Genomic DNA, 24,466 nt, shown 5'->3' on the forward strand with positions numbered 1-24,466 from the left:
GGTTTTTTAATTATTCAACTTCTTCAAAGAATTTTTTTACGCTTTCCATTATTTTTTGTCCGATAGTCAGTTTGTTCCGTCGTTTTTCTGCTGCCTGTTCCACAAAAGCCTCTTTAATAATAAATTCGTCCTGATTTAAGATTTCATCTGCGGTGAGCTTGGCGCTTGGTGTTGCTGTAACTTCAACTTTCTCTTCAACATTTTCGGGAGTAGTTTTCTTGTCGCGGATTTTGAGACTTTCCATTAACAGACCAATGGCAGTTGCATATTCCGGCCCTTTTAAATGTTGGCTTTTATCGTTGGTCACATATTCATTGGCAAAACCGATTCTGCTGTCGAAACCAGTGGTGTAATTGGCCAACTGTCTCAGGTGACGAAGATTAGAGCCGCCTCCGGTTAAAACGATACCCGCGATTAATTTTTTCTTTTGTTCAAACGCGCCATATGCTTTTAATTCTGTATTCACCATTTCCAAAATTTCTTCTACTCTGGCACTCACGATTTGTGCTAAAGTTTTTAATGAAATTTCTTTATCGGGTCTGCCGTGTAAGCCCGGGATGGTAACGAAAGTGGTATCTTTTTCTAACTCCGGAACTGCAGAACCGAAATTCACTTTCAGTTTTTCCGCATGTTTTTCAATAATAGAGCAGCCTTCTTTAATATCATCGGTAATAATCCCGCCGCCATAAGGAATGACGCAGGTGTGGCGAATAATATTGTCTTTGAAAATAGCGATATCCGTTGTCCCGCCACCGATATCTACGATCGCAACTCCGGCTTCTTTTTCTTCTTTGGTTAAAACAGCTTCTGACGATGCTAATGGTTCAAGAGTCAGTGCTTCCATTTCTAAACCTGCCTCACGAACGCATCTGGCGATATTCCTGATGCTTCCCATCTGACCGACTACTACATGGAAGTTCGCCTCAAGACGGGTTCCGTGCATTCCGACCGGTTCCTGGATTTCTCCCTGAGAATCGACTTTATATTCCTGAGGAAGTACATGAATGATTTCTTCACCAGGCAACATCACCAACTGTTTTACCTGGTCTTTTAATTTATCGATATCGTCATCCGTGATATATTGATCCGGGTTTTCCCGCATAATATAATCTGAATGCTGCAGCGAACGGATATGTTTGCCTGCAATCCCGACGGTTACTTTTTGAATCGGTACGCCAGAACTTGATTGGGCCTGCGCTACCGCTGCTTTGATGGACTGAATAGTTTGGGAGATATTGTTGACAATACCTTTGTGAACGCCTAAACTTTTTGCCGTTCCTACGCCGAGAACTTCAATTTTTCCGTGGGCGTTTCGTCGTCCGACAATGGCCACAATCTTGGTGGTACCGATGTCGAGGCCTACTGAATACTCGTGATTTTCCATTATATGTCGATTTGATTTTTTATCGTTCAAGGATTTGCATCCTCTGTTTTCTTATTTTTTAATCTTCAGATTGTCATTCCGTGACTTTCTGTTGTACTGTTCATTCTTGCCATTAATTAGAATTTGTTTTAGCTGCTGTTTTTTGAGCCTCGATTTTTTTCTGATTAATGACCGGCAAATTTGCCAGTTCCTTTTTGCCAACGGCAATTATGCTGTCATTTTCTTTAAACTTGGGATTCAGTGTTGTTACAATTTGGTTATCGTATTTCAAAGAAACTTTCGTGTATTTTTCTGGCTGCTGATGAATCAGATATTTTTCTACAAAAGCTTTAAATCCTTTTACCTTCAGATCTATTTTTTCTAAATCGCCAATTTCAACTTTGAAATTCCCTTCGCTGGTCAATAATTCATAATTTCCTTTCTTTTTAGAAATTCCGATGAAATATTTTCTGCTGAAATCATCACGGTTAATTTTTGCAATGAGTTCGGCGAGCTTTACATATTCCGACTGTTTTACATTTCCTGTAACCAACATACATGGGAACGAATAATTTTTTGAAATCGGGAATTCGACCCCTTTTTCATCGACATAAAAATCGCGGTCAGCTTTGGTCAGACGGAAAGCGGGCACCCGTTGCTTGATATCCAGATTCAAATTTCCATTCAGATTCAGGTAAACATTTGCGCTGTCAACCTCCGGGAGTTGGTTTAATTTTTTTTCTAAATCAGGAATATTAATGTCGCCGATTTTTTTTGTTGGATTCGATTTTTTCACCAATTCCTTGATGTCTTTTTCATCGATGAAATAAACCGGATCTTTGGTTGTTGTCAATTTTACGGTGACTTTTTCCATCGGTTTTCCGTTGAATCTTTTCAACGAAAAACTCAGCAGAAACCCAAACAGGATTACGGTAACAAAAATCTTTAATATTCTGAATTTGTTTTTCATTATTTATCTGAGAGCCATTCTACAATTCCGTCATACAAAGTGTCGATATTCCCGGCACCTACGGTTAACAATACGTCGAAGTCTTTTTCTTTTATTTTATTAAAGGCGTCGTCCAACGTGGAAACTTCCTTTTTGTCTGTTTTTACTTTTTCTAATAACCATTTTGAAGTGATGCCTTCAAAGTTTTCCTGTAATTCTCTTGCCGGATAGATATCGAGCAGGATTAATTCGTCAGCTTTATCTAAACTTTCTGCGAATCCATCAGCGAAATCTCTTGTTCTGCTGAAAAGATGCGGCTGAAAAACCACCAATAATTTCTTCTTCGGATAAAAAGTTTTAATAGAACCGATTACCGCATTTAATTCCGTTGGATGATGCGCATAATCGTCGATATAAATTTTTCCGCTTTCAAAATTATGTTTGGTGTAACGCCTTTTAATTCCTTTAAAACTGGCGATTCCTCTTTTCAAAGTTTCGAAATCAACACCGAAATTATTTAACAAAGCAATGGCGGCCGTTGCATTTTCAACATTGTGAATTCCCGGAATTTCCCAAACAAAATCATCAAATTCCTCAGTCGGAGTGTGGAAATCAAAATGTATTTTATCGCCGATTTCTCTGATGTTATCGGAGTAATAATCAGCTTCTTCATTCACGGCGTACGTTTTTGCGTCACGCCCAATCTGAATTCCTTTCCGGACAAAAAGTTGCTGCCCTTCCGGAATCAAATCTGCAAAATCCTGAAATCCTTTTTGAATGGTGGCATTGTCACCGTAAATATCCAAATGATCGGCATCTGTGGAAGTAATCACGGCCCAATCCGGAGAGAGCGTTAGGAAACTTCTGTCGTATTCATCGGCCTCAACAACGGAAATGTCTTTTCCATTAAAATGAAAATTAGATTTAAAATTTTCAGCAATTCCTCCTAAAAAGCACGAGAAAGGAAGATTTGCTTCTTCGCATAAATGAGCGACCAAAGAAGAGGTTGTCGTTTTTCCGTGGGTTCCTGCAATTGCGATGCAGTCGGTGTTTTCGGTAATCATTCCGAGGACTTTCGCTCTTTTTAAAACATCGAATTTTTGATCATTAAAATAAGTGAGAATATCCAGTTTTTTAATGGCCGGTGTAAAAATCACCAAAGTGTTTTCCGGGGTTAAATTTTTTACTTTATCATTAACAAGATCTTCGAACTCAATACCAATTCCTTCTTCCACCAAAGCTTTTGTCAGCTTGGTGTGCATTTTATCATAGCCCAAAACGTTTTTCCCTGAGGCGTTGAAATACCGCGCCAAGGCACTCATTCCGATGCCGCCGATTCCTACAAAGTAGAAGTTCTGATATGTTGTTAAAGCTTTCATTTTATGCTTTGATATTTAATGATGATAAAATTTCATCTACAATTCGTTCTGTGGCCAAAGGTTTTGCGAAGAATTTTAAATTTTCGCTCATCTCATTTCTTAGATTTTCGTTTTCACAGATTTCCATTAAAGTCGTCCAGAATTTTTCTTTCATTTCGGTATCTTTCACCATTCTTGCTGCATTTTTTTCAACTAAGGTCATCGCGTTTTTGGTTTGATGATCTTCTGCCGCAAAAGGAAACGGAACCAAAAGCACCGGTTTCTGTGCCATTGCCAATTCCGAAATTGCGATTGCACCGGCGCGCGAAACAATAACATCGGCTGCGGAATAGGCTAAAGCCATATCGGAAATAAATTCTTTCAACTGAATTTGAGGTGGATATGAAATTTTCGAATCTTCGTTCAAACTTTTGTAATCCAGTTTTCCGGTTTGCCAGATCAGCTGGAAATCTTTTTCTATTAATTTTTCTATATTCTGTTTCCAACCATTGTTCAAGGTTCTTGATCCTAAAGATCCACCCACTGAAAGAATGGTGAGTTTGTTTTTGTCTAACCCTAATTTCTCTTTCGCTACATCTTTCGTAATTAAATCGGTGATGATATTTTTCCGGACAGGATTTCCTAAAAAGAACGTTTTTGTTTTCGGGAAGAAATGATCCATATTCGGGTAAGCGGTGAAAACTGCTTTTGCTTTTTTCGCCAGAAACGTATTGGTTTTTCCGGGCAATGAATTTTGCTCCTGAACAAAAATCGGAACGTTTAAATTGCTTGCCATAAAAAGCGCAGGTCCGCTTGCGAATCCTCCGGTCCCGATGGCGAAATCCGGCTGGAATTCTTTAATTGCTTTTCTGGCTGTTGTAATACTCGAAAGCAGTTTAAATGGTAATCTTAAATTTTTCAATATGTTTCCACGGTCGAATCCTGCGATATTTAAACCGATAATTTTGAATCCGGCTTGTGGAACTTTTTCCATTTCCATTTTACCGTTGGCTCCGATGAACAAAAATTCTGCCTGCGGAAATCTCTTTTGGATTTCCTGTGCAATCGCAATCGCCGGGAAGATATGTCCTCCGGTTCCGCCGCCGCTCATTAGAATTTTTATTTTTCTGTTCATTTTTTTTTGATTTCCATAGGTTTTAACCTATGATTAATTAAACCGTTTCTTCGGGATTTTATGCAATGTCATTTATTTCTTCGATGCTTTGTTTTTTGCCCATTCCTTCTTCATCATAAACCTGAATTCTCGAACTTACATTTAAGATAATTCCTAATTGAATATAAGTTACCAGCATGGAAGTTCCACCATAACTTATTAGTGGCAGCGGTTGACCGGTAACCGGAATCAGATTGATGGCGACCGCAATATTCACGGTCAGCTGTATAAAAATCATGGTCCCGAGACTTAAGACCAGTAAACTCCCAAAGAAGGCCGGCATTTTACTGGCAATCATTACGATCCGGATAATCATGATGAGGTAAAGTGCAATTAAAACTGTTGCTCCTATAAAACCATATTCCTCCACAATAATGGCGAAAATAAAATCCGAGGCAGACTGAGGAAGCATTTGTTTCAAGGCGCTTTTACCAGGACCCATTCCGGTGATTCCACCATGAACGATTGCGGCTTTTGCCTGCATGACCTGATAATTTTTTGCTTTATCTGCTTCGTCTTCAATTTGATTTTCTTTTTTGGTAAAAGTTTCTACGCGGCTCATCCAGGTATGAACCCGGTTGCTTCCGATGAGGTCGGTCTTTAAAGCAAGAAACATGAAAATCCCAATCATTACTGATGAAAGACCTACGAATCCAAAGATGTATTTTTTATCTAACTGACCGATGAGCATTACAATTAATGAAACCATTAATATCATTAAAGCCGTCGACCCATTATCTTTTGCGACCAGACCAAAGACCAGTAAAACCGGGCCGAAGATGTAAAAGATGTTTTCAATCGGAAGACGTTCTCTTTTGATTTTCTTTGTTAAATACCTGCAGAGATAAATAATCAACATCAAATAAGCAAAAGAAGAAGGTTGGAAGGAAATGGGTGTTCCCGGGATTTTTAACCAGCGCGAGGCAGAAGCACCATCGATGGTTTGTCCGGAAAACATGGTTAAGCCTAAGAGAACAATGGTAAATACCAAAAGGTAACTGCTCAGTTTGCCGATATGTTCATATTTAAAATAGCCGACACCACGCATGATTGCAAGACCAAGCACTACGAAGAAAGAATGCTTGATGAGGTGCGAAGTGGTGGTTCCGCTGTTTACGATATATTCCAAATTAGAACTTGCAGAATAGACGGGGAATACCGAGAAGAACGAAATCAGTAAGATTACGCTCCACAGCACTTTGTCGCCTTTTAACAACTCGAATTTGTTTTCTCTTTCCTGCATTTTAATCTACGGTTAGTCGATGGCTTTTTTTAATACCTGATTTTTAAACTGATGTCCGCGGTCTTCATAATTATCGAATAAATCGAAACTTGCGCAGCATGGCGAAAGCAAAACAGTATCGCCTTTTTCAGCCAGTGATTTGGAGACTCTTACTGCTTCCTCCATACTTGAGGTGCTGTAAATAGATTCTTTTTTATCTTTGAAAAAATCGATGATTTTCTGATTATCAAGTCCCAGGCAGACAATTGCTTTTACTTTTCTTTTGACCAAATTTTCGATTTCGCTATAATCATTTCCTTTGTCAACACCGCCTACAATCCAGATGGTTGGCTGGTTCATGCTTTCCAAAGCGAAGTAAGTTGCATTCACGTTGGTGGCTTTGCTGTCATTAATAAAAGTAACTCCGTTAATTTGAGCAACCGGTTCCAGCCTGTGTTCAACTGCCTGAAAAGTCATCAATGAATTCCGAATGCTTTCATTGCTTATTTTCAATATTTTACTGGCGATTGAGGCGGCCAGACTGTTGGCGATATTATGATTTCCAACTAAAGAAAGTTCTGCAATTTTCATTGAAAACTCATCTTCGATCTTCACCACTATTTTATCATTATTAATAAAACCGCCCTCATTTAAATTGCCTTTTGTGGAAAACGGAATCTTCTTCGCTCGGATGGCCAGCTGTTCCAGAAGGTTCATGCTCATTTCATCATCTTTGTTATAGATAAAGAAATTGTCGTTCTCCTGATTTTCTGCAATTCTGAACTTTGCCAGCGCATAATCTTCATAATTGTAATTGTACTGATCAAGATGATCCTGACTTAAATTCAATAATAAAGAAATATAAGGCCGGAAACTTTGAATATCATCCAGCTGGAAAGAGCTCACTTCTAAGACATAGTAGTCGAAATTTTCGTCTGCGACCTGTCTTGCGAAGCTTTTTCCGATATTTCCGGCTAAACCCACTTTCAGATGATCATTCTTTAAAATATGATAGATCAACGAAGTCGTTGTTGTTTTTCCGTTACTTCCGGTAATGGCTATAATTTTGGCCTGGGTAAATTCAGCGGCAAATTCAATTTCAGAAGAGAGGCGAATTCCCTTTTGGTTGATTTTAAAAATAATATCAGCTTTCTTCGGGATTCCTGGAGATTTGATCACCCAGTCTGCTTCAAGAATTCTGGCTTCGTCGTGCTGTCCTTCTTCAAACTCTATTCCGGCTTCGATCAGCTGTTTTTTATAATCGTCTTTTATCGCACCTTTATCCGAAAGAAAAACATTCAAGCCTTTCTTCTTCGCTAAATAAGCTGCACCTACTCCGCTTTCTCCGCCACCTAAAACAACTATTTTCATATTCTGTTTTTTAATTTAACAGGAACAATTTCCTGTCTAAAATATCGGTCGTCCCTATGGAACAATCTTGTGTTATCTGACTTTTAAAGTGATTAAACAAATAATGGCAAACAAAACCCCGATGATGATCATTCGGTTGACGATTTTGCTTTCGTGATATCCTTCTTTTTGATAATGATGATGGAGAGGAGACATTTTGAACAGTCTGTTGTTTTGCGCGTACTCCAATCCGTATTTTCTTTTTCTGTATTTAAAGACTCCTACCTGCAGTACGACTGAAAGGTTTTCAATTAAGAAAATTCCGCACAGTACAGGAATCAATAATTCTTTTCTGAGAATAATTGCTAAAACGGCAATAACTCCGCCGAGCATTAAACTTCCGGTATCGCCCATGAATACTTGAGCCGGATAGGTGTTGTACCAGAAAAAACCGATAACAGCACCCACCAGAGCGAGGGCGAAAATGGTCGTCTCACCCATATTCGGCAGGAACATAATATTGAGATAATCCGCGAAAATAATATTCCCGGACAGGTAGGCAAAAAGTGAAAGGGTGAGCAAAATGACGACACTCGTGCCGGCCGCTAGACCATCGATTCCGTCGGCAATATTGGCGCCGTTGGAAACTGCGGTAACGATAAAAATTACAATTGGGATGAAAACAATCCAGGCCCATTCGTGTGCTTTTTCTGGAGTCATCCAAAATAAAAGACCGCTGTAATCGAACTCGTTATTTTTCACAAACGGAACAGTGGAAACGGTCGATTTTTCCGTTTTCATAAAGTTGGCTTCTACATTATTCCGGTTGACTTCTTTGGCGTCTGCATATTTTCTTTTCACCGTAATATCCGGATGAAAATACATGGTAACTCCTACAATTAAACCTAAACCAACCTGGCCGATCACCTTGAATTTACCGCTGAGCCCGTCTTTGTTTTTTTTGATTTTCTTTAAATAGTCGTCAATAAATCCGATCGCGCCCATCCAAACCACAGATACAATCAGTAAAACAATATAAATGTTCATAATTCTGGTAAAAAGTAAGACCGGAATTAAAGTCGCCAAAATGATAATCAAACCACCCATGGTGGGTGTGCCTTCTTTTTGCTTCTGACCTTCTAAACCTAGATCGCGTACCAATTCTCCCATCTGTTTATTTCGCAGATAGTTGATGATTTTTTTACCGAAAACCAATGCAATAAGCAGGGAAAACAAAACGGCCATTCCTGCACGGAAAGAGATGAATTTAAACATTCCCATTCCAGGAACGTGAATTCCGTGGCTGCTTAGATATTCGAAGAGGTAATATAACATAGCGGTTTATTTAATCTTTCAGTTGATAATTATTTAGACATGAGCCTTGCCAGCTCAATAATGGTTTCCTTATCATCAAAATGGTTTTTCACGCCATTGATTTCCTGATAAGTTTCGTGTCCTTTGCCGGCTACTACGACAATATCTTTCGGTTCTGCAAATTTAATTGCCATTTTAATCGCTTCTCTACGGTCAGGAATTGATGTGTATTTGCTGAAATTTTGAGGTTCTACGCCTGCTTCAATTTGTTTAATGATTTCTGCAGGATCTTCTGTTCTTGGATTATCGGAAGTGATGATGGCCAGCGTAGATTTTCTCGTTGCGATTTTTCCCATTTCAGGACGTTTCGCGTGATCTCTGTCTCCGCCACAACCAAATACGGTGATCAGCCTTTCGTTTTTTGTCCGGATATCGTTGATGGAATCCAATACATTTTCTAAAGCATCGGGAGTATGTGCATAATCGACAACGAAGAAAATTCCGCCGTCAGATTTTAAAGTTTCAAATCTGCCGTTCACTCTCTTTAATTGTGAAATAGCCGGTAAAATGTCATCTTCATGAAAACCGCATTCAATCGCAACTGCATACGCAAGAAGCAAATTGTAAGCGTTGAATTTCCCGGTCAAAGTGGTCCAGAATTCTTTTCCATTAAAGTTGAGAAGCATTCCATTAAAATCAATTTCTGTGATTTTTCCGTGGAAATCTGCCATGGTTTTCAAAGCGTAAGTTTTCTTTTTCGCTTTGGTGTTTTGCAACATTACGTTCCCGTTTTTATCATCAGCGTTGGTAATGGCAATGGCATCTGAACTCAATTCATCAAAAAATCTTTTTTTCGTTTTTAGATATTCTTCAAACGTTTTGTGATAATCAAGATGATCATGCGTTATATTCGTAAATCCTGCGATTTTAAAATGTAGACCTTCGGTTCTGTACTGATGGATTCCGTGCGAAGAAACTTCCATGATAGCATATTCACAGCCTTCTTCAACCGCTTTTGCCAGAATTTGGTTCAAACGGACCACATCCGGAGTGGTGTGCGTGGAAGGAATCATTTCGTCACCGATTCTGTATTCTACAGTAGAAATCAGCGCTGATTTAAAACCTAAAATTTTAAAAATATCAAATAAAAGGGTAGTGGTGGAAGTTTTTCCGTTCGTTCCTGTAATCCCGATGAGGTTCAGTTTCGAAGAAGGATTTCCGTAAAAATTAGAAGCAAGAAGACCCAAAGTTTTTGCGGCATCTTTTACTTTTATATAAGTAATTTCTGCTTTGATTTCAGTTGGAACATTTTCGCAGACAATTACAGCCGCTCCTTTTTCAACAGAAGAACTGATGAAATCATGGCCGTCAGATTCCGTTCCTTTGATCGCCACATAAAGGGAATCCTCAACTGCTTTCCGGCTGTCGAAAATTAATGCTGAAACTTCACGGTCTTGATTTCCGATGATTTCCAGAACCGGGATTCTGCTTAAGATTTCTTCTAATTTCATTTTATTTATATATGACAGGAATTTTTTCTATCCTCTGTTAATCGTCCTTTTCGGGAACGGTGTTATTTTAATTCTGCAACTGCAGATAAATTCTTTGGTTTTTGTTGATGACAGTTCCTTCCAGAGGAAACTGTTCTTTTATTTTTCCGACTCCTTTATAATCGACGCGGTAACCCTGGTTTTCTAATTGCGGAATAATATTTTTTCCGATTAAACCGGTTACGTTGGGCATTATTTTATTGGTTACCGCCACTTTTACCGGTTGCTCAATCATTTTGCTGAGATCCACTTTTTTATCTACCAACATTTCTTTCTCGATGTTTTGTGGTGTTTTCAGGAATGTTTTTCCGGCAATTTCTTTAAATACAGGTGCTGCAACTGTTGAACCATAAAAGCTTTTTGAATTGTCCGGCTCACTGATCATTACGTAACAGGTATATTTAGGATTGTCCGCCGGATAGAATCCTGCAAATGAGGCTCTGTATTTCATGGGACCCGGTTTCCAGTATTCAAATCTTGCGGTTCCGGTTTTTCCGGCCATTTTCAGGTTCGGTGTAAAAATACTTTTCGCTGTTCCTTTTTCCACCGCTTGCGTTAAAGCGCCTGTCATCATCCTGATTGCGTTTTCAGAAGCCATTTTATTTACCATTACCTTGGGTTTTGCTTCATAAAGGATTCTGCCGTCTTTTGCTATTTTTTCAATAAAAAGAGGTTCAAGCATTTTTCCTTTATTAGCAATACCATTGTAAAAAGTAGTTAACTGCAAAAGGTTAATGTTGGTAGCGTAGCCATAAGAAATCGACGCCAGTGTCGCAGCATTCCAGGTGGTGCTTTTCGGCGTTAAAATTCTTGGTTTTGTAATTCCCGGAAGTTCGATGTCCATTTTATCGAATAGTTTCCAGCGGCGCAGGTGATCTAAGAAAACCTGAGGTTTATCTGCATAATATTGCGTAATCAACTTTGCTGTTCCTACGTTGCTTGATTTTGCCAATACATCGGAAATCTCATAAATTCCTCCACCGTGACCATCAGAAATTCTTTGTTTAGCATAGGTCCAGACGCCGTTTCCAACATTCACGGTTGTTTTTTCATTGATGAATCCGTCATCCATAGCCGCCAATAGTGAAATTGTTTTGAAGGTAGATCCCGGTTCAATATTGTCTTTTATTGCATAGTTGTAAGCATCGACGTAAATTCCCGGTTCTGTCCGGCGAAGATTCACCATGGCTTTAATTTTTCCGGTGGCGACTTCCATGACCAAAACGGTACCGTGTTCCCCATCAAATTTCACCAGTTGTTTTTCCAAAGCGGAATGAACAATATCCTGAATCCGGATATCAATAGTGGTATAAACATCCTGACCATCGATGGGTTCATTCACTTTCCAGTAATCAATAGGTTTCCATTGGCTGGAGTTAACGCGCTGTTCGAGTCGCGTTCCGTCGGTTCCGGTCAGAAATTTAGAAAAAGCACCTTCCAGCCCGGATTTGGAAATGGCATTATCCATACCGATGGTTCCCGCTCCAATTTGTGTGGTTGCCAATTCCCGTTTGTAATTTCTGTCAACGATAAATCCGCCTCTGTTTTTACCTTTTTTGAAAATAGGAAACTGGCGAATGCGGTCGTAGTCATCAAAATCAAGTCCTTTAACCAAAGAATAATATTGATTTCTGGTTTTCTTCTGCTGGTCAAACCGGTCTCTGAAATAGCTTCTTGGTTTTCCGAACATTTTAGATAATGAGTCGGTCAAAGCTCCGATGTTGTTAGAATAAACCGTGTCTTTAATTATTTTAAAATCGATATAAACGTCATACCGCATAACGGTAGTGGCGAGGATTGAACCATCGGAAGCATATAGATTTCCACGGGCTGCTTTTAAAGTGGCTTCGCGATAATTTTTATTGATGTAGTCATCTTTAATTTCCTGAACATTAGTGTTTTGTAAAAACAGAATTCTTCCAAGAAACACCACAAACAAAATAAAGGCAAACCCCGCAAAAAGGTAGCCCCATCTCAATGTGTTTGAGCGTTTTTTTTCAAATTCATTTTGTACTGCCATCTAAACTGTCTATTTTTATCAGGATTTTATGGGGATGATTCTCTAAGGATAGCAAAGAATCCTGTACCATTTCTTTTCCTAATTCTGATTCTAATTTTACTTTAATGAGTCTGCTTTGGGCAAACGCGTTTCTCGATTTAAACTCTTCTGTCTGTTCTTTTAAAATATTAACATGTTCGATTTTCTTGCTCACTAAGTGATTGCTGTAAATCATAGACATCAATAAGAAGAACACCAACAAAAAATATCTGTAATGAATAGTGACTTCATCACGGTTCAAAAAATTCCCTTTTATAATATCAATAAAAGTGAGTTTTTTCTGTGGGCGGTTTGCTGGTCTTTTTGCCATGACTTGAGGTTGATTGAGTCGAGCTTCCTTTTTATTTTAATTTAATACCTGTTCTTAATTTTGCACTTCTCGACCGCGAGTTTTCCTTGATTTCTTCGCTATCCGGCACGACTGCTTTGGTCTGCAAAAGATCAAAAGTCTTGTCGTAATTTCCGTAGATGTCTCTGGCTGGTTCACCTTCGAACATTCCGTTTTTCAAAAATCTCTTGACCAGCCGGTCTTCCAGAGAATGGTAAGAAATGGCGACTAATCTGCCACCGGGTTTCAGCATTCTGTGCGCCTGAACCAGTAATTCTTTAATGACTTCCAGTTCCTGGTTGACTTCAATTCTGATGGCCTGGAAAATCTGGGCAAAAACTTTGTTCTGCTTAAACTGCGGAATATAACTGAAGAGTTTCTTCAAATCTTCGGTGGTTTCAATAGGTTTCAGTTTTCGGTGATTCACAATTTCCCGTGCTAACTTTCTGGATTCCCGAATTTCACCGTATTGGTATAAAATATCTGCGAGATGCTCTTCCTCATATTCATTAATGACTTTTTTAGCATCCAGAAGTTGCATCACATTCATTCTCATATCCAGCGGCGCATTGCTTCTGGTTGAAAAACCTCTTTCGGCTTCGTCGAACTGATGAGAAGAAACGCCGAAATCCGCGAGAACTCCATCCACTTTAGAAACACCGTACATCATCAAAGCATTTTCCAAAAACCTGAAATTTTGGTTAATAAGCGTAAACCGTGGATCGTCTATCGTATTTTTGAGGGCATCTAAGTCCTGGTCGAAAGCGTAAAGTTTGCCTTTTGCAGAAAGTCTGCTCAGGATTTCACTCGAGTGTCCTCCGCCTCCGAAAGTGCAGTCCACGTAGATGCCGTCTGGATTCGTTACCAAATCATCGACACTTTTTTTCAGCAAAACAGGATTGTGATACATTTTTTTCTTCTAGGTGTTTTAATTTAAATTTATTTGAACTTTTTACGGTTCTTCGCCGTCGAAACTGATCGTTCCCATCACGTCTTCAGCCAATTTTGCGAAATCTTCTTCTGAAGTGGTGATTACTTTTTCATAGGCTTCTTTATCCCAGATTTCAAAAAGTTCGCCAGCACTGGTAATTACGATTTCTTTCCGAAGGTTCGCAAAGAGCGTAAGGTCTTTTGAAATTTGTAAGCGTCCCGCATTATCGGGCTCCACGATTTTCACTCCCGCTGTAAACATTCGGATAAAATCTGCGTTTTTCTTAATGAAACGGTTGAGTTGGTTGAGTTTGTTCATCAGTTGTTCCCAGCCTTGCATCGGGTAAACTTCCAGACAGGGTTGAAATACAGCGCGTTTGACCACAAAGGAATCGCCGCCAAAGTCCCCCATCTGTTTTACCAGAGAAGAAGGAAGTTTCAGCCGACCTTTGTCGTCTATTCTGCATTCATATGTTCCGATGAAATTCTTCATTTGGGACAAATTTATATAAAAATTTCCAAAGGCTCCCACTTTTTCCCACTTTTTGACTTAATGTTAATAAGTTTTGACTTTATGATTAACGTATTGATTAAAAAGAAGTTAATAACTTGTTTTGATTTTTTTTCGCAGAACTTGGTGGTTCGGTGAAAAAATCTTAAATTTAATTTATAAATAATGCTAAATAAGTTGGTTTTGGCGTTTAATTTGTATTTTTGCAAACGCTTATAGCGTAATATTTATGATATTTAAAACTAAAAAGGACAAGAAGTTCGCTTTTATAGAAGCTGGAGATGGTGACCCTGTAATTTTATTACATGGTTTAATGGGTGGATTAAGTAATTTCGATGATACTGTTAATTACTTTTCAGAGAGAGGGTATACCGTTTTTGTTCCTGTACTTCCAATATATGATTTACCGGTTCTTAATACCAATCTTACAACCATCGCGAAATATGTGGCGAAATTCATTGAAGAAAAAGTGGGAAGAGCAGCAACAATAGTAGGAAACTCAATGGGTGGCCACGTCGGATTAATCCTTGCTTTGGCAAGACCTGATCTGGTTGAGAATCTTGTTCTTACCGGCAGTTCCGGTTTATACGAAAAATCTTTCGGAGACAGTTTCCCCAGAAAAAGCGACAAAGATTATATCAGAAAGAAAACTGAAGAAGTTTTTTTTGATCCAAAAGTTGCCACAAATGATTTGGTAGAAGAAGTTTTCTCTGTTGTGAACGACAGAATGAAAGGAATTAAAACGGTGATGTTGGCAAGAAGCGCCATTAAACATAATATGTTAAACGATTTGCCGAAAATTAAAATACCGGTGTGTTTGATTTGGGGAAAACAAGATAATGTAACCCCGCCGGATGTGGCAATAGATATGCATAATGCATTGCCCAATTCAGATTTATATTGGATTGATCAGTGTGGTCACGCCGCAATGATGGAAAGACCAAAAGAATTTAATGATCTGTTATATTCATGGTTACAGAAACAAAAAAAGTAGTTGAATGGAAGTTTATTCTTCCATTTTTTATTTAGTTACATTTTAAAAGAACTAATTATGGTTATCAAAACAGCAGAATTTGTAAAAAGTAGTGATAAATGGCAGGATTGTCCAGAGCCGACCATGCCGGAATATGCATTTATTGGAAGATCAAATGTGGGCAAATCATCGCTGATCAATGCGCTGATGAATCATAAATATCTGGCAAAAACTTCGGGCACGCCGGGGAAAACGCAGCTTATTAATCATTTTGTTATCAATGAAAGCTGGTTTCTTACCGATCTCCCGGGTTATGGTTACGCACGGGTTTCCAAAAGCATGCGGCGCGATTTTGAAAAACTGATTACCAATTATATCCTGAATCGGAAAAATTTAGTTAATCTTTTTATTTTAATTGATTCCCGACACACGCCACAGGCTATCGACATTGAATTTATTGAATGGTGTGGAGAAAACTCAATCCCTTTTTCAATTGTTTTCACCAAAGCAGATAAGTTGAAACCTACCGTAATCGATAAAAACGTAGAGCATTATAAAGCAGAACTTTTGAAAACATGGGAAGATCTGCCGGAAGTTTATGTGACCTCTGCCGAGAAAAAAACGGGTGGTGAAGGAATACTGGACTTTATTACAAAAACAAATGAGTTCCTTATGCATAATCACGTTAAATTCTAGCGTTTAATTTATTGATTATCTAAAAATGGAAGATTTCATTTGGAACATTAAGACTTTTGATCAACTTTCAACGGAGGAATTACATCGGATTTTAAAGGCCAGAATCGATGTATTTGTGGTAGAACAAAATTGTCCTTATCCTGAAGTTGACGGTTATGATCCGCAGGCCATTCATCTTTGGGTAGAAAATAAAGGGGAAGTTGCGGCCTACTGCAGGATTTTTCCGCCAGGAATAAAATATCCCGAAAGTTCCATAGGCAGGGTTTTAACAAGTTATAAATACCGCAAAATGAATCTGGGGAAAACGCTGATGAGGTATGCAACGAATACTGTTGAAGCGAGATTTAGAAAAAGTTCGGTGCGGATATCCGCCCAGGATTATCTTCTCGATTTTTATCGGGAATTTGGCTTTGTTCACACAGGTAAAAGCTATTTAGAAGATGATATTCCCCATTCTGAAATGCTGAGAGCTTAAAGAAAGGTAGTATTTATTATCCGTTTTCCGATAAAATTTCAATATGCAAACAAGCGCAATCTTTTATTTAATATTGAAAGATTGAAGATTTTATCACGCATTTTTTTGTTATCTGTCAAGTAAAATGAATTTCTTAAATTAGCACCTTAAATAAATTATTAAATGAAAAGAATTTTTTTATTACTCACGTTTATGTTGAGTTTCCTGCAGTTAAAAGCAGATGAGGGGATGTGGCTTTTGAGCATGATCAAAAGACTGAATGGAGTCGATCTTAAAAAAGACGGTTTAAAATTAACACCCGACGAAATCTACTCGGTAAACAATTCCAGTCTGAAAGATGCTATCGTTCAGTTCGGTGGCGGCTGTACTGCCGAAATGGTTTCTAAAGAAGGTTTGCTGTTTACCAATCACCACTGTGGTTACGGAAATATTGCGGCGCTTTCTACTCCGGAAAAAGACCATTTAACCAATGGTTTCTGGGCGATGAAAAAAAGTGAAGAACTTCCTTCAAAAGGGCTTTCGGTAAGATTTATGGTAAGAATGGATGATGTTTCTAAAAGAATCAATGCCAAACTTAATAACAGTATGTCTGCTGAAGAAAGAAAAAATATCATCGATTCAGAATATAAATTGATCCAGGCAGAAAACTCAGAAAACGGGAAATACACTGTTGTGGTAAGAGATTTCTATAACGGAAATGAATTCTATTATTTTGTTTATCAGGACTTCAAAGATGTTCGTTTGGTAGGAACTCCTCCAAATGCGTTGGGAAAATTCGGTGGCGATACCGATAACTGGGAGTGGCCAAGACATACTGTAGATTTTTCAGTATTCAGAGTATATGCTGACGCCAACGGTAATCCGGCAGAATATTCCCCGAGCAACGTTCCAATGAAACCAAAACATGCGCTTCCTATTTCAATGAAAGGCTATAAGCCTGGAGATTTTGCGATGATTTTAGGATATCCTGGGAGAACCAACAGGTTTTTAACTTCCTACGGTATCGAGCAAATGGTTACCAAAGATTATCCGGCTTGGGTAGAAGCGTCTAAAGTTGCCATGGATGTCATGAAAAAATATATGGACAAAGATCAGGCAACCAAAATTGATTATGCTTCTCAATATGCGTCCGTAGCCAATTACTGGAAAAACAGACAGGGAACAATCGATGCGGTAATCAAAAACGGAACGGTTGCAGAGAAACAGGCTTTAGAACAAAAATTCCAGACTTGGGCATTGATGCCGGAAAACATCGAATTGTACGGTGGGATTTTACAGGATATTAAATCAAACTATGCACAGCTTTCTGACCGTAATGTCGAAGGAAACTATTCTTCACAATTGCAGAGAAATGCAAAATATATCAGAATTGCTTACCAGTTAGGCTCACTTATGAATACGTATGCCGATCAGGACGCAGCCGGAAAAGCAGCCATGAAAACCAAAGTAACGGATGCGATTGACAGAGCTTATGATAAATTTAATGTGCAGCTGGAAGGCGATATGTTGGGCGCTATGGTAAGTCTTTACCAACAGAGAGTGAACAAAGGAGTAGGCTCTGCTACCTTATTTGCAGCTGATGCTAAAAATCTTTCCAACATGGCATTCTCTTCAATTTTTGCAACAAAAGAATCAGCCCTGAATTTTGTAAATAATCCAGACCGTTTAAAAATCGACGCGGATCCTTTATTGAAATTAGCCAACGGATTCATCACAGACCAAAAATTAAACGGAGAGAAATTTGCTAAAGTTGATGATGCTTTTGCAAAAAACAGCAGACTGTTTTTAGATGGTCTTAGAAAATCCCAGCCAGAAACCGCTTTCTATCCGGATGCGAACTCTACCATGAGATTAACTACCGGTAAGGTTACCACTCTGCCAGAAAGAGCAGACAGAAATTACGCAGGTATCAAACAGAAAAATAATTACTATACCGAAATTAACGGGATGGTTGCAAAGCATAAAAAAGGAGATGAGGAATTTGAATTACCTCAAAGATTCCTTGACTTAGTGAAGAAAAAAGACTTCGGTCGGTATAAAGATAAAAAAGGATTCATGCCTGTTAATTTCTTAACAGATAATGATATTACTGGAGGAAACTCTGGATCACCTGTACTTGATGGTGAAGGAAATCTTCTTGGTTTAGCATTCGACGGAAACAGCGAAGCATTAAGTGGAGATATTATTTTCGACCCAAAATTGCAGAAAACAATTAACGTAGATGTGAGAATGGTTCTTTGGACTATTGAAAAATACGGTAATGCAGGTCACTTAATCAGTGAAATGACTTTGGTAAAATAATTCTACTTAGAATTTTTAAAGACCGCTGGACTTTTCAGCGGTCTTTTTTATGTTTTGAAATAGGATGAATATTGAGAACAGCGTTTCTTACGATAAAAAATTTAAAAAATAACGATGGATTTTGATCATTTTGTAAAAGAGAAAAAAACAATAGATTTAGCAAAAGCAAACTTAGAAGCAATAAAATATCTTCTTTTTTTTATGGCGGTATTTGCCATTCCTTTTTATTTCATCTGGGGTTTCCAACTGCCAAAAATAAACACAGACTATTTAATAATTAAGGCTTTAACTCCTTTAATCGTTCTGCTTCTTGGTATTGTAGTGCACGAATTAATCCACGGGCTATTTTTCGCACTATATGCTTCCAAAGGAATTAAATCGATTAAGTTCGGGATTCTGTGGAAGTCGCTGACTCCGTATTGTCACTGCAAAGAACCTTTGAAAATAAAACACTACATCATTGCATTGCTTGCTCCATTGTTGATTTTAGGAATCATTCCCTCCATCATTGGTTTAGCAATCGGAAATGGTTTTCTCTTAATTTTAGGAATATTTTTTTCGTCGGCAGCAGCAGGAGATCTTATGATTTACTTTCTTATCAGAAAAGAAAGTCCCGATGATTATGTTCAGGATCATCCTTCGGAAGCGGGTTACTATATTTTCAGAAAAAACAAAGCGAAGAATTAATCTTCGCTTTTTGTATTAGTCAACTTCGGGTCTCAGCATTCCCAGATCGCCATAATGTTTTTTGAATTTGGCAATCTTCGGTCCTACGACCGCGCTGCAATAAGGTTGCGTAGGATTCGCTTCATAATAGCCCTGATGGTATTGTTCCGCAGGCCAGAATTTTTCAAGTTTCGTGATCTCTGTTACGTATTTTCCGCTGTATTTTCCGGAAGCTTCAGATTTTTTCAGGGCTTGTTCGGCTTTAGCTTTCTCGGCGTCGTCTTTATAGAAAATCACGGAGCGGTACTGGGTTCCTATATCATTTCCCTGTCTGTTCAAAGTAGTGGGATCGTGCAGGAAAAAGAAAACGTCCATTAACTGTTCATAAGAGATTATTTTTGGATCATAAGCAATCTGCACTACTTCTGCATGGCCGGTTTCTCCGGTACAAACTTCTTCATAGGTCGGGTTTTCTTTGTGACCGCCGGAGTAACCGGAAATTACTTTATCTACGCCTTTTAGTAAATTGAAACAACTTTCAACGCACCAAAAGCATCCACCACCAAAAGTGAGGTATTCTAAATTTTGTTTGTCCATTTTTTTGTTATTTGTAACCAACTTTTTATTTTCCTGACCATTGCAGGAAATTAAAAAAATACTGATAATAAGAATTAATAATTTTTTCATTGTAATTAAACTAAATTATATTTTTAATCATATACGATAAAAAACAATTATTAGTTTTGTTTTTCACGAAAACCATGCAAGTCACTTCTCCCAAACCAATGCACTTGCGCCCAAAATGGCAGCATCGGCTTCATCCAACTCACTGAAAACCAATTTTACTTTATTTCTGAAAATGGGGAACAGATTCCTTTCCATGTGCAGTTTTGTAGGTTTCATAATAAAATCACCAGCTTTGATGACGCCGCCAAAAAGTAAAATCGCTTCAGGTGAAGAAAACATCACGAAATTAGCCAGCGCTTCGCCTAGTTTCTGCCCGGTATAACGGAAAACTTCAATGGCTACCGGATCTCCTTTTGTGGCGCATTCAAAAACAACTTTAGAATTCACTTCTTCTTCCGGATAATCGTTGAGCATCGAATTAGGGAATTCTGCGCGCATTTTTTTAGCGGTAATGGTGATTCCGGTTGCAGAAGCATACGCTTCCAGTGAACCTTCGGAACCAGTGCTCCAGTGTTTTCTGCCACCTGGTTTTACAATGGTATGGCCCAGTTCTCCGGCGAAACCGTCGTGTCCGTAAATTAATTTCCCGTTCGAAATAATTCCGCTTCCCACACCCGTTCCCAAGGTCATCATGATAAAATCTTTCATTCCCCGAGCCGCACCAAACATCATTTCACCTAAGGCGGCAGCATTGGCATCATTGGTCATTTTACAGGGAACGTCAAATTTATCGGTCATCATCTTTGCAAAAGGGACAATTCCTTTCCAGTGCAGATTTGGAGCCTGTTCGATGGTTCCGGTGTAATAATTGGCATTGGGCGCGCCCACTCCGATTCCATCGAATTGTCTTTGTCCGCAATGCTTCATTATTAAAGGGGAAACTTTATCATATAAGGCATTTATAAAATCCTCTACATCGGGATATTCCTCCGTTTTAAGGCTTCCTTTTTCTAAAATTTCGCCCCGGTGATTGACGAGTCCGTATTTTGTATTGGTTCCGCCAATATCAACGCCGAGTGCGACTTGCTTGGATAGATCTATTAATGCCATTAATGAAATTATTTAATCATTAAAATTACAAAAAATATTAGAACTGTTGCTAAAAAAGAACGCTAATGATGCACCGCCTGGAAATGAATTTAAATGAATGGCAGACCTGACTACATGCTTATATTGTTGATGGATATGGAGTTATTGATTGAGTGTTTGTTTCACTTGATATTTGTCATGAATTTTTGATGTAAACTTTTCAAAAAAAATATTCTATAAACTCATCTTTTTGATTGATGGGTTTATGGGATTTTTTTCAGGTTGAACTTTGCTTTAAAAAAGAAAATCCCAAAGCAAAACTTACTTTGGGATTTTTTATTGAATAGTATTATTTTCCTAAGCTGGGATTTCTCCTTTGTATAAGAATGATACGATTTCTTTGTTGACTCTTTCAACCATTTCGGTGAAAAGATAAAAAGATTCCTGTTTGTAAATCACCAAAGGATCTTTCTGTTCGTAAACCGCACCTTGTGAGGAACGTCTTAAATCATCCATTTCACGCAAGTGTAATTTCCAGTTTTCATCGATAATTGCTAGAGAAATATTCTTCTCGAAATCATTGATCAAAGAATCACAATGGGTATCATGTGCTTCTTTCAAATCGGTAACAATGGTCATTGTTTTAATTCCATCGGTGAAAGGAACCTGAATCATTTTGAACATTGAACCCTGGTTTTGGAACACATTCTCGATAATTGGGAATGATTTTTCTTTCAACAGATTCAACTTCATTTGGTAATCTTCGGTTGCCGCTTTGAAAAGAATATTGGTCAATTCCGGAACCTGTTTCGTTTTGAATTCACTTTCGGTAACCGGAGTTTCCATTGTGAAATATTTAATGATTTCGTATTCGAATTCTTTATAATCTCCTTCCAGTTTTCCTTGGGTAACGATCGATTGCGATACGTCATAGATCATGTTTGAAATGTCATATTTCAGGTGATCACCGAATAAGGCGTTCTTTCTTCTTTTGTAGATGACGTCACGCTGTTTGTTCATTACGTCGTCATATTCCAGAAGTTTTTTTCGGATACCGAAGTTATTTTCTTCTACTTTTTTCTGTGCTCTTTCGATGGATTTAGAAATCATTCCGTGCTGAATTACTTCCCCTTCTTTATGACCCATTCTGTCCATCATTTTCGCGATTCTTTCTGAACCGAAAAGACGCATCAAATTGTCTTCCAGTGAAACATAGAACTGGGAACTTCCCGGATCTCCCTGTCTTCCGGCACGACCTCTTAGCTGTCTGTCAACACGTCTGGAGTCATGTCTTTCGGTACCGATAATTGCCAGACCGCCATTTTTCTTGACTTCGCCCTGCAATTTAATATCCGTTCCTCTACCTGCCATGTTGGTTGCGATAGTTACGACACCAGGACCACCTGCCATTGCAACGATTTCTGCTTCTCTGGCGTGAAGTTTTGCATTCAAAACATTATGCTGAATTTTTCTCAACTGTAAAGCTTTCGATAATAACTGAGAAATTTCTACGGACGTTGTTCCCACCAAAACCGGTCTTCCGGCGGCAGTTAATTTTTCAACTTCTTCAATTACGGCGTTGTATTTTTCGCGGTTTGTTTTATAAACCAAATCCTGTCTGTCATCTCTTTGAATGGGTCTGTTGGTAGGGATTACCACTACATCCAGTTTGTAAATTTCCCAAAGTTCGCCTGCTTCAGTTTCTGCTGTACCCGTCATCCCTGCGAGTTTATTGTACATACGGAAATAATTCTGTAGCGTAATGGTTGCGAAGGTTTGTGTTGCGGCTTCAATTTTCACATTTTCTTTCGCTTCAATCGCCTGGTGAAGTCCGTCAGAATATCGTCTTCCTTCCATAATACGGCCGGTTTGCTCATCTACGATTTTCACCTCACCGTCGATAACCACATATTCATCATCTTTTTCAAATAAGGTATACGCTTTCAGCAACTGGCTTAAGGTGTGAACTCTTTCTGATTTTACCGCAAATTCACTGAATACTTTTTCTTTGGCCTCAAATTCTTCTTCTTTGCTTAAATTTTTTGCTTCGATTTCAGCAATCTCGGTTCCGATATCATTCAAAACGAAGAAATCTTTATCTTCATTTCCGGCAGACATATATTCTACGCCTTTATCAGTAAGATCAATCTGATTGTTTTTTTCGTCGATGACGAAGTATAAATCTTTATCGACAATCGGCATATCCTTGTTATTGTCCTGCATATATTGTCCTTCAACTTTTTGAAGAAGCGCTTTATGCCCGCTTTCCGAAAGATATTTAATCAACTGTCGGTTTTTAGGTAAACCTCTGTATGCCTGAAGAAGTTTGAATCCTCCTTCTTTGGTATTTCCGTTAGCGATCAGCTTTTTCGCTTCATGGAAAATGGCGCTTACCGTTTTTTTCTGAATTTCAACAATCCGGTCAACGGACGGTTTCAAAGTATCAAATTCCTGTCGGTCTCCCTGTGGAACCGGACCGGAAATAATTAATGGTGTTCTCGCATCATCTACTAATACTGAATCTACCTCATCGACAATGGCAAAGTTTAATTCTCCCTGAACCAGTTCAGAAGGGGAAGTTACCATGTTGTCTCTCAGATAATCAAAACCGAATTCGTTATTGGTTCCGTAAGTAATGCTTGATTGGTAGGCTTTTCTTCTGGCGTCTGAGTTCGGCTGGTGATTGTCAATACAGTCGATGGTCATTCCATGGAACTGATAAAGTGGACCCATCCAAAGGGAGTCACGTTTGGCCAAATAATCATTTACGGTAACGACGTGAACACCTCTTCCGGGAAGTGCATTCAGGTAAATCGGTAATGTTCCCACCAGGGTTTTACCTTCACCGGTGGCCATCTCCGCAATTTTACCGCTGTGCAGTACCACTCCACCGATGAACTGTACATCGTAGTGAACCATATCCCAAACGATAGGAGTTCCTGCGGCATCCCAATGGTTTTTCCAGACTGCGGTGTCGCCGTCTAAATCAACGAAATCTTTCGTTGCTGCAAATTCCCGGTCCAGATCGGTTGCCGTAACGCGGATTTCTCCGTTCTGGGCCAATCTGCGGGCAGTTTCTTTGATAAGAGCAAAAGCTTCAGGAAGAATTTCGTTAAGAATTTTTTCTTCGACTTGATAAGAATCTTTCTTTAAAGTTTCGATTTTGGAAAAAAGCGATTCTTTCTCATCAACGTTAGTAGAATTCTTGATCTGTTCTTTGGTTTCCTCAATCTGCGTGGTAAAACCAGCAGTTGCAGTTTTTAATTTTTCTTTAAATTCGGCAGTTTTCGCTCGTAAACCATCATCGGTTAATTCCTGAATTTTTGGTTCTGCTGCTTTTATTTTATTTAAAACTTTTTTTACTTCCTTGAGGTCGGTCACATTTTTGTCACCAAGAAAACCTTTAAGAACATTGTCTATAAATCCCATAGTATTTGCTTTCGGCTCAATGCGTGGGAACACGCGGCCATTTTAAAAATTTTAGTTTTTAGAATTTTTCTAAAATATAAAAGTCGATTGCCGAAAACGACG

Annotated in this window: 20 protein-coding genes; 5 read left to right on the top strand and 15 right to left on the bottom strand. The window is 38.6% G+C overall.

The annotated features are described in order from the left end of the window. Window positions 1-10: 10 nt before the first annotated feature. From ftsA to mraZ, 12 genes are all read right to left on the bottom strand, one after another. Entirely contained in the window at window positions 11-1,384 is a 1,374-nt protein-coding gene (gene ftsA, locus NBC122_RS04825) for a cell division protein FtsA (RefSeq protein ID WP_133439289.1), read from the bottom strand. 112 nt (window positions 1,385-1,496) lie between these two features. Beyond that, on the bottom strand, window positions 1,497-2,333 hold the full coding sequence (locus tag NBC122_RS04830) for a cell division protein FtsQ/DivIB (protein ID WP_246012456.1): 837 nt from the start codon (window positions 2,331-2,333) through the stop codon (window positions 1,497-1,499). Then, window positions 2,333-3,691 carry a UDP-N-acetylmuramate--L-alanine ligase gene (gene murC / locus NBC122_RS04835; protein WP_133439290.1) on the bottom strand — a complete coding sequence of 453 codons (1,359 nt, stop codon included), beginning with the start codon at window positions 3,689-3,691 and terminating at the stop codon, window positions 2,333-2,335. The genes NBC122_RS04830 and murC overlap by 1 nt, the downstream gene beginning before the upstream one ends. Before the next feature lies 1 nt (window position 3,692). Further along, complete coding sequence (gene murG / locus NBC122_RS04840) at window positions 3,693-4,805, bottom strand: undecaprenyldiphospho-muramoylpentapeptide beta-N-acetylglucosaminyltransferase (protein WP_133439291.1); 1,113 nt, start codon at window positions 4,803-4,805, stop codon at window positions 3,693-3,695. Between the two features lie 58 nt (window positions 4,806-4,863). Next, window positions 4,864-6,087 (bottom strand): FtsW/RodA/SpoVE family cell cycle protein, encoded by a 1,224-nt coding sequence (locus NBC122_RS04845; protein WP_133439292.1) that lies wholly within the window; start codon window positions 6,085-6,087, stop codon window positions 4,864-4,866. Window positions 6,088-6,099: 12 nt separating this feature from the next. Next, window positions 6,100-7,437 carry a UDP-N-acetylmuramoyl-L-alanine--D-glutamate ligase gene (murD, locus tag NBC122_RS04850; protein ID WP_133439293.1) on the bottom strand — a complete coding sequence of 446 codons (1,338 nt, stop codon included), beginning with the start codon at window positions 7,435-7,437 and terminating at the stop codon, window positions 6,100-6,102. Window positions 7,438-7,509: 72 nt separating this feature from the next. Continuing rightward, a complete protein-coding gene (mraY, locus tag NBC122_RS04855) occupies window positions 7,510-8,751 on the bottom strand; it encodes a phospho-N-acetylmuramoyl-pentapeptide-transferase (protein ID WP_133439294.1) in 1,242 nt (413 codons plus the stop codon). A gap of 29 nt (window positions 8,752-8,780) precedes the next feature. After that, window positions 8,781-10,241: a UDP-N-acetylmuramoyl-L-alanyl-D-glutamate--2,6-diaminopimelate ligase gene (locus tag NBC122_RS04860; RefSeq protein ID WP_133439295.1), complete on the bottom strand. Its 1,461-nt coding sequence runs from the start codon at window positions 10,239-10,241 to the stop codon at window positions 8,781-8,783. Between the two features lie 67 nt (window positions 10,242-10,308). Then, the gene (locus NBC122_RS04865; protein WP_133439296.1) at window positions 10,309-12,300 is read right to left on the bottom strand and encodes a penicillin-binding transpeptidase domain-containing protein; all 1,992 of its coding nucleotides are present in this window, start codon (window positions 12,298-12,300) and stop codon (window positions 10,309-10,311) included. Then, complete coding sequence (locus NBC122_RS04870; protein WP_133439297.1) at window positions 12,284-12,649, bottom strand: FtsL-like putative cell division protein; 366 nt, start codon at window positions 12,647-12,649, stop codon at window positions 12,284-12,286. Before NBC122_RS04870 ends, NBC122_RS04865 begins: the two co-directional genes overlap by 17 nt. 31 nt (window positions 12,650-12,680) lie before the next feature. Continuing rightward, window positions 12,681-13,577, bottom strand: coding sequence for a 16S rRNA (cytosine(1402)-N(4))-methyltransferase RsmH (gene rsmH / locus NBC122_RS04875; RefSeq protein WP_133439298.1), 897 nt, complete (start codon window positions 13,575-13,577; stop codon window positions 12,681-12,683). Between the two features lie 42 nt (window positions 13,578-13,619). Continuing rightward, window positions 13,620-14,090, bottom strand: a complete 471-nt coding sequence (gene mraZ / locus NBC122_RS04880; RefSeq protein ID WP_133439299.1) for a division/cell wall cluster transcriptional repressor MraZ — start codon at window positions 14,088-14,090, stop codon at window positions 13,620-13,622. 247 nt (window positions 14,091-14,337) lie between these two features. Between mraZ and NBC122_RS04885 the strand changes: the two genes are divergently transcribed. The 5 genes from NBC122_RS04885 to NBC122_RS04905 all read left to right on the top strand — a co-directional run bounded on the left by NBC122_RS04885 (window position 14,338) and on the right by NBC122_RS04905 (window position 19,240). After that, complete coding sequence (locus tag NBC122_RS04885; protein WP_133439300.1) at window positions 14,338-15,102, top strand: alpha/beta fold hydrolase; 765 nt, start codon at window positions 14,338-14,340, stop codon at window positions 15,100-15,102. A gap of 57 nt (window positions 15,103-15,159) precedes the next feature. Next, the gene (gene yihA, locus NBC122_RS04890; RefSeq protein WP_133439301.1) at window positions 15,160-15,777 is read left to right on the top strand and encodes a ribosome biogenesis GTP-binding protein YihA/YsxC; all 618 of its coding nucleotides are present in this window, start codon (window positions 15,160-15,162) and stop codon (window positions 15,775-15,777) included. Between the two features lie 25 nt (window positions 15,778-15,802). Continuing rightward, window positions 15,803-16,252, top strand: a complete 450-nt coding sequence (locus NBC122_RS04895; protein WP_133439302.1) for a GNAT family N-acetyltransferase — start codon at window positions 15,803-15,805, stop codon at window positions 16,250-16,252. A 162-nt stretch (window positions 16,253-16,414) separates the two neighbouring features. Next, the gene (locus tag NBC122_RS04900) at window positions 16,415-18,553 is read left to right on the top strand and encodes a S46 family peptidase (RefSeq protein WP_133439303.1); all 2,139 of its coding nucleotides are present in this window, start codon (window positions 16,415-16,417) and stop codon (window positions 18,551-18,553) included. Window positions 18,554-18,667: 114 nt separating this feature from the next. Next, window positions 18,668-19,240: a DUF3267 domain-containing protein gene (locus tag NBC122_RS04905; RefSeq protein ID WP_133439304.1), complete on the top strand. Its 573-nt coding sequence runs from the start codon at window positions 18,668-18,670 to the stop codon at window positions 19,238-19,240. 15 nt (window positions 19,241-19,255) lie between these two features. Here the strand turns inward: NBC122_RS04905 and msrA are convergent, their stop codons facing one another. The 3 genes from msrA to secA all read right to left on the bottom strand — a co-directional run bounded on the left by msrA (window position 19,256) and on the right by secA (window position 24,364). Further along, window positions 19,256-19,906, bottom strand: coding sequence for a peptide-methionine (S)-S-oxide reductase MsrA (gene msrA / locus NBC122_RS04910; RefSeq protein ID WP_133439305.1), 651 nt, complete (start codon window positions 19,904-19,906; stop codon window positions 19,256-19,258). Between the two features lie 81 nt (window positions 19,907-19,987). Continuing rightward, window positions 19,988-20,956 (bottom strand): ROK family protein, encoded by a 969-nt coding sequence (locus tag NBC122_RS04915; RefSeq protein WP_133439306.1) that lies wholly within the window; start codon window positions 20,954-20,956, stop codon window positions 19,988-19,990. A gap of 336 nt (window positions 20,957-21,292) precedes the next feature. Further along, window positions 21,293-24,364, bottom strand: a complete 3,072-nt coding sequence (secA, locus tag NBC122_RS04920; protein WP_133441065.1) for a preprotein translocase subunit SecA — start codon at window positions 24,362-24,364, stop codon at window positions 21,293-21,295. Between the last annotated feature and the right edge of the window lie 102 nt (window positions 24,365-24,466).

It is taken from the genome of Chryseobacterium salivictor, from assembly GCF_004359195.1.
In the GTDB taxonomy this organism is placed as follows: Bacteria; Bacteroidota; Bacteroidia; order Flavobacteriales; family Weeksellaceae; genus Kaistella; species Kaistella salivictor.